Source organism: Citrobacter sp. Cf116, assembly GCF_030336505.1.
Taxonomy (GTDB): domain Bacteria; phylum Pseudomonadota; class Gammaproteobacteria; order Enterobacterales; family Enterobacteriaceae; genus Citrobacter; species Citrobacter freundii.
The window spans coordinates 418,628-424,838 of record NZ_JAOWEQ010000024.1 but is presented as its reverse complement, the minus strand read 5'-3'; the positions used below and the strand labels follow the sequence as shown (position 1 = coordinate 424,838).

The window sequence follows — 6,211 nt, the reverse complement described above, 5'->3', positions numbered from 1 at the left end:
TACCAGTCACGTCAGTAGTACGGAAGTAGAACTGCGGACGGTAGCCTTTGAAGAACGGAGTATGACGGCCGCCTTCGTCTTTGGACAGAATGTACACTTCAGATTCGAACTTGGTGTGCGGCTTGATAGAGCCCGGCTTAGCCAGTACCTGACCACGTTCGATTTCTTCACGTTTGATACCACGCAGCAGAACACCAACGTTCTCACCAGCACGGCCTTCGTCCAGCAGTTTGCGGAACATTTCAACGCCAGTACAGGTAGACTTAGCAGTCTCTTTGATACCAACGATTTCAACTTCTTCACCAACTTTGATGATACCGCGCTCTACACGACCGGTAACAACGGTACCACGACCGGAGATGGAGAATACGTCTTCGATAGGCAGCAGGAACGGCTTGTCAATCGCACGCTCTGGTTCTGGGATGTAAGAATCCAGGAAGCCAGCCAGTTCGATGATTTTCGCTTCCCACTCTGCTTCGCCTTCCAGCGCTTTCAGAGCAGAACCACGAACGATCGGAGTGTCGTCGCCCGGGAAATCGTACTGAGACAGAAGTTCACGAACTTCCATTTCTACCAGTTCCAGCAGCTCTTCGTCATCAACCATGTCGCATTTGTTCAGGAACACGATGATGTACGGAACGCCTACCTGACGACCCAGCAGGATGTGCTCACGAGTCTGCGGCATCGGGCCGTCAGTCGCAGCAACAACCAGGATCGCGCCGTCCATCTGCGCAGCACCGGTGATCATGTTTTTAACATAGTCGGCGTGGCCCGGGCAGTCTACGTGTGCGTAGTGGCGAGTCGGGGTGTCATATTCAACGTGAGAAGTGTTGATGGTGATACCACGAGCTTTTTCTTCCGGCGCGTTATCGATCTGGTCGAATGCACGAGCAGCACCGCCGTAGGTTTTAGCCAGTACGGTAGTGATTGCAGCGGTCAGGGTAGTTTTACCGTGGTCAACGTGGCCGATGGTGCCGACGTTAACGTGCGGTTTTGTACGTTCAAATTTTTCTTTAGACACGGCTATATTCCTTACTATAGTGCTCTCCCCTATGGAGAGAGCACGGGACTTAGGTTTTAATCCTGTGGATTATTTACCACGGGCTTCAATAACGGCCTGAGCAACGTTGTTCGGCGCATCGTCGTACTTCAGGAACTCCATGGAGTAAGAAGCACGGCCTTTGGTCAGAGAACGCAGCTGGGTTGCATATCCGAACATTTCAGACAGCGGAACTTCAGCATGGATAACAACGCCAGTGACGTTGGATTCCTGACCACGAAGCATACCACGACGGCGGCTCAAGTCACCGATTACGTCACCGGTGTTCTCTTCCGGAGTCTCTACTTCAACCTTCATGATAGGCTCAAGCAGAACTGGTTTCGCTTTCTTAAAGCCATCTTTGAAGGCGATAGAAGCGGCCAGTTTAAACGCCAGCTCAGAGGAGTCAACGTCATGGTAAGAACCGAAGTGCAGACGCACGCCCAGATCAACAACCGGGTAACCAGCCAGCGGGCCAGATTTCAGCTGTTCCTGGATGCCTTTATCAACGGCCGGGATGTATTCGCCAGGAATTACACCACCTTTGATGTCGTTGATGAACTCGTAGCCTTTCGGGTTTGAACCCGGCTCCAGCGGGTACATGTCGATAACAACATGACCGTACTGACCGCGACCACCAGACTGCTTAGCGTGTTTACCTTCGATATCGGTAACTTTCGCGCGAATCGCTTCACGGTAAGCAACCTGAGGTTTACCGACGTTCGCTTCAACGTTGAATTCACGCTTCATACGGTCAACGATGATGTCGAGGTGCAGCTCACCCATACCAGCGATAATGGTCTGGTTAGATTCTTCGTCAGTCCATACGCGGAATGACGGGTCTTCTTTAGCCAGACGGCCCAGAGCCAGACCCATTTTTTCCTGGTCAGCTTTGGTTTTCGGTTCTACCGCGATGGAAATTACCGGCTCAGGGAATTCCATACGTTCCAGAATGATCGGGTGATCCGGGTCACACAGAGTGTCACCAGTGGTCACGTCTTTCAGACCGATAGCAGCAGCGATATCGCCCGCGCGAACTTCTTTGATCTCTTCACGTTTGTTAGCGTGCATCTGTACGATACGGCCGAAACGTTCACGTGCAGTTTTCACGGAGTTCAGGATGGTGTCACCGGAGTTAACCACACCAGAGTACACGCGGAAGAAGGTCAGGTTACCCACGAACGGGTCGGTAGCGATTTTGAATGCCAGAGCAGCAAACGGCTCGTCATCGCTAGCATGACGCTCAGCAGGAGTATCTTTACCGTCGTCCAGAATACCGTTGATCGCAGGTACGTCTACTGGGGATGGCAGGTAATCAATTACCGCATCCAGCATCGCCTGAACACCTTTGTTCTTGAACGCAGAACCACAGGTTACCAGGATGATTTCGTTGTTCAGAACACGCTGACGCAGAGCTTTTTTGATCTCTTCTTCAGTCAGTTCTTCACCACCCAGGTATTTCTCCATCAGCTCTTCTGAAGCTTCTGCAGCGGACTCGATCAGGTTCTGGTGCCATTCTTCAGCCAGTTCCTGCATGTCAGCCGGGATATCTTCATAAGTGAAGGTTACGCCTGCATCTTCTTCGTTCCAGTTGATGGCTTTCATTTTCACCAGGTCAACAACACCGGTGAACGCTTCTTCAGCGCCAATTGCCAGCTGCAGCGGAACAGGGTTCGCGCCCAGACGGGTTTTGATCTGACCAACAACTTTCAGGAAGTTCGCACCCATACGGTCCATTTTGTTTACGAACGCAATGCGCGGAACTTTATATTTGTTTGCCTGACGCCATACGGTTTCAGACTGAGGCTGAACACCACCAACTGCGCAGTAAACCATTACTGCACCATCAAGCACACGCATGGAACGTTCTACTTCGATAGTGAAGTCAACGTGCCCCGGGGTGTCGATGATGTTTACGCGATGCGGTTCATACTGCTTAGCCATACCAGACCAGAATGCAGTAGTCGCTGCGGAGGTGATAGTAATACCACGTTCCTGCTCCTGCTCCATCCAGTCCATGGTGGCTGCGCCGTCATGAACTTCACCGATTTTATGGTTTACACCGGTGTAGAACAGAATACGTTCGGTAGTAGTGGTTTTACCGGCGTCGATGTGCGCACTGATACCGATGTTACGGTAGCGCGCGATGGGTGTTGTACGAGCCATTTGATTCCTCGTTTATCTTTTAGGCGTTCAATTTAAGTAGCCCAAAGCGGGCTGCTTACTAGAAGCGCCCGCCTGGTGACTAAAACTCCGAAGGGATTACCAACGGTAGTGTGCGAACGCCTTGTTGGCTTCTGCCATACGGTGAACGTCTTCACGTTTCTTAACTGCAGTACCTTTGTTTTCTGCAGCATCAGAAAGTTCGTTCGCCAGGCGCAGAGCCATGGATTTATCACCGCGTTTACGAGCAGCTTCAACGATCCAACGCATTGCCAGAGCATTACGACGGACCGGACGGACTTCAACTGGTACCTGATAAGTAGAACCACCAACGCGGCGAGACTTAACTTCGACAGTCGGGCGCACGTTTTCGAGAGCTACTTCGAAAGCTTCCAGTTCGTTTTTACCAGAACGCTGAGCCAGGGTCTCCAGCGCGCTGTATACGATAGTTTCGGCAGTAGATTTTTTACCATCTACCATCAGGATATTTACAAATTTAGCCAGCAGTTCTGATCCGAACTTCGGATCCGGCAGAATTTTACGCTGACCAATGACGCGACGACGTGGCATGGAAATACTCCGTTGTTAATTCAGGATTGTCCAAAACTCTAAGAGTTTAGTTTGACATTAATATAAAACGTTTGGCCTTACTTAACGGAGAACCATTAAGCCTTAGGACGTTTCACGCCATACTTGGAGCGTGATTGCTTACGGTCTTTAACGCCGGAGCAGTCAAGCGCACCACGAACGGTGTGGTAACGAACACCCGGGAGGTCTTTTACACGACCGCCACGGATCAGGATCACGGAGTGCTCCTGCAGGTTGTGACCTTCACCACCGATGTAGGAAGTCACTTCAAAACCGTTAGTCAGACGAACACGGCAAACTTTACGCAGTGCGGAGTTCGGTTTTTTAGGAGTGGTAGTATATACACGAGTACATACGCCACGTTTCTGCGGGCATGCTTCCAGCGCAGGCACGTTGCTTTTTGCAACTTTGCGTGCACGTGGTTTGCGTACCAGCTGGTTAACTGTTGCCATTAAATAGCTCCTGGTTTTAGCTTTTGCTTCGTAAACACGTAATAAAACGACCTCATACAATATGAGGACGCAGAATTTTAGGTCGGTGTCGAAAAGGTGTCAAGAAATATACAACGATCCCACAATTACCAGGACATCTGGCTGGGATGCTTCACCGTAAGTCTGACGAAGTCAGTATAGCTAACCCTGACGACACTGTCTGAAATTTGACCGCTCAACCCGCGAGCCTTAATGTCTTCTTCCAGTACATAGACCTTAATGGAGGCATTTTGCAGACTTTCAAGGAAACGGCTTCCTTCGATTGCTGCCGTCACGCCATCCTGGAGCAATAAAAGTTCATCGTCTTTATCAATCAGACGAAGAAGAGAGGAGAAATCGGTAAGCCACGCGGAGCGATGTAGTGTGTGCAGCATGAGAGTCTCAAAACCTTAAAATGACGTCATAGTTGCCTAACTCACGGCGTAAATCTTCCGGTTCAAGCGCTGTCGCATCGATCACAAAATTACTCCCCTGCTGAAGGCCCCGCTCGCGTAATGAGGCAGCGCAGAGCCAACATTGATCGATATCGTACAACCCTAACAGTTTGAAGGTCGCGATATAGTCTCGCGCCAGCACGGCATCCGGTTGCTGTCCCTGAAGGATTTGAAAGACGCCATCTCCGATAAAAAACACGCCGAGGTCTTCCGTTAATGCAGAGGTCGCCAGCAATGCATCTAACCCTTCACGGCCAGATGCGCTGCCGTGCGGCACGGTAGAAAAGACAAAAGCAACACGTTTCATCAGAATTGCACCACGCGATCGCAGGTCAGGGATGCCTCAGCCAGCGATCCAAGCCCGCTGAGGTTAAAACCTGATTGTAAATTAGCGCCTGCCAGCCCCAGCCGCTTTGCCTCAGTCTCATCAACCACGCCGCGTCGCAACGCCGCAGCCACGCAAATATTCAGTGTTACACCATGCTGTTGGTTCAGCTGTTGCCAGGCCCGTACCAGATCGTATTCATCACTGGCAGGCGAAGTGAGTAGGTTGGCGTTATACACACCTTCACGATAGAAAAAGACGCTGCTTAGCTCATGCCCTTCTTTGAGTAGCGCATGAGCAAATTGCAACGCGCTGCTCGCCTGCTGCGTGCCGTATGCAGGCCCCGTCACCATGATGGCAAAACGCATTACTTATCTTGCCCCTGGAAATCGCCACTTTTGAACTGACGAATATAGAGGTAGACCGTATGTTTGGAGATGTTCAGCCGATCGGCGACCTGGTTGATGGCATCTTTAATATCGAAGATGCCTTTCTCATACAAATTCAGGACTATCTGGCGGTTCTTCGCGTTGTTGGAAACATTACGATCGGCATTCACTTCTTCGATTGTGAATTCCAGCGTCTGGGTAACCAGATCTTCCACCGAAGAAGCAAAGTTGACGGCAGAGCCCACTTCCGGGGTTTCCGGTGGGATAAAGGTATTCATTATCTGCGAGAAAGGGACATCAAGGTTCATGTTGATGCACAGCAGACCAATCACGCGATGCTCACGGTTGCGAATGGCAATCGTCACCGACTTCATCAAGACACCGCTTTTCGCACGTGTGAAGTAACACTTCGACACGCTGCTATCCGCACCCGTCATATCATGCAGCATACGCAACGCAAGGTCAGTAATCGGTGAGCCAATTTTACGGCCCGTGTGTTCACCGTTAGCAATGCGGATGGCCGAGCATTTCAAATCCTGCAAAGAGTGCAATACGATTTCACAATGGGAACCAATGAGCATCGCCAACCCGTCCACTACCGCTTCGTAGGATTTGAGGATATCGAAGTCGGTTTGATCGAAAGGACGTTGATCCAGCAAATCTAGCTCACTGGTTTCGTTGGTTAAAAGCGACCTGGACATGAAAAAAAGCACTCCTTTTCAGGAGCCTGTCGTTATGTTGTCAGGGCAGGCTCATCACTATTATAGGGGCATCTAAAGTAA

At 50.6% G+C, this 6,211-nt stretch carries 8 protein-coding genes; all 8 read right to left on the bottom strand.

What is annotated here, in order from left to right:
- A partial coding sequence (gene tuf / locus OGV74_RS03210; RefSeq protein WP_286520309.1) for an elongation factor Tu occupies positions 1-1,021 on the bottom strand: 1,021 nt, incomplete at its 3' end.
- Positions 1,022-1,090: 69 nt separating this feature from the next.
- On the bottom strand, positions 1,091-3,205 hold the full coding sequence (gene fusA / locus OGV74_RS03205) for an elongation factor G (RefSeq protein WP_003023659.1): 2,115 nt from the start codon (positions 3,203-3,205) through the stop codon (positions 1,091-1,093).
- A 96-nt stretch (positions 3,206-3,301) separates the two neighbouring features.
- Positions 3,302-3,772 carry a 30S ribosomal protein S7 gene (gene rpsG, locus OGV74_RS03200; protein ID WP_003023657.1) on the bottom strand — a complete coding sequence of 157 codons (471 nt, stop codon included), beginning with the start codon at positions 3,770-3,772 and terminating at the stop codon, positions 3,302-3,304.
- A 95-nt stretch (positions 3,773-3,867) separates the two neighbouring features.
- Entirely contained in the window at positions 3,868-4,242 is a 375-nt protein-coding gene (rpsL, locus tag OGV74_RS03195) for a 30S ribosomal protein S12 (RefSeq protein WP_003023654.1), read from the bottom strand.
- Between the two features lie 125 nt (positions 4,243-4,367).
- Positions 4,368-4,655, bottom strand: coding sequence for a sulfurtransferase complex subunit TusB (tusB, locus tag OGV74_RS03190; RefSeq protein ID WP_003023651.1), 288 nt, complete (start codon positions 4,653-4,655; stop codon positions 4,368-4,370).
- 7 nt (positions 4,656-4,662) lie between these two features.
- Positions 4,663-5,022: a sulfurtransferase complex subunit TusC gene (tusC, locus tag OGV74_RS03185; protein ID WP_003837966.1), complete on the bottom strand. Its 360-nt coding sequence runs from the start codon at positions 5,020-5,022 to the stop codon at positions 4,663-4,665.
- Complete coding sequence (gene tusD, locus OGV74_RS03180) at positions 5,022-5,408, bottom strand: sulfurtransferase complex subunit TusD (protein ID WP_003023646.1); 387 nt, start codon at positions 5,406-5,408, stop codon at positions 5,022-5,024. Before tusD ends, tusC begins: the two co-directional genes overlap by 1 nt.
- A complete protein-coding gene (locus OGV74_RS03175; RefSeq protein WP_003023643.1) occupies positions 5,408-6,130 on the bottom strand; it encodes a helix-turn-helix transcriptional regulator in 723 nt (240 codons plus the stop codon). Before OGV74_RS03175 ends, tusD begins: the two co-directional genes overlap by 1 nt.
- Positions 6,131-6,211 lie beyond the last annotated feature (81 nt).

Bases quoted from the DNA above. Each gene is read 5' to 3' on its own strand.
- rpsL (WP_003023654.1), bottom strand. From the start codon at position 4,242: ATGGCAACAGTTAACCAGCTGGTACGCAAACCACGTGCACGCAAAGTT.
- tusD (WP_003023646.1), bottom strand. From the start codon at position 5,408: ATGCGTTTTGCCATCATGGTGACGGGGCCTGCATACGGCACGCAGCAG.
- tusB (WP_003023651.1), bottom strand. From the start codon at position 4,655: ATGCTGCACACACTACATCGCTCCGCGTGGCTTACCGATTTCTCCTCT.
- fusA (WP_003023659.1), bottom strand. From the start codon at position 3,205: ATGGCTCGTACAACACCCATCGCGCGCTACCGTAACATCGGTATCAGT.
- tusC (WP_003837966.1), bottom strand. From the start codon at position 5,022: ATGAAACGTGTTGCTTTTGTCTTTTCTACCGTGCCGCACGGCAGCGCA.
- OGV74_RS03175 (WP_003023643.1), bottom strand. From the start codon at position 6,130: ATGTCCAGGTCGCTTTTAACCAACGAAACCAGTGAGCTAGATTTGCTG.
- rpsG (WP_003023657.1), bottom strand. From the start codon at position 3,772: ATGCCACGTCGTCGCGTCATTGGTCAGCGTAAAATTCTGCCGGATCCG.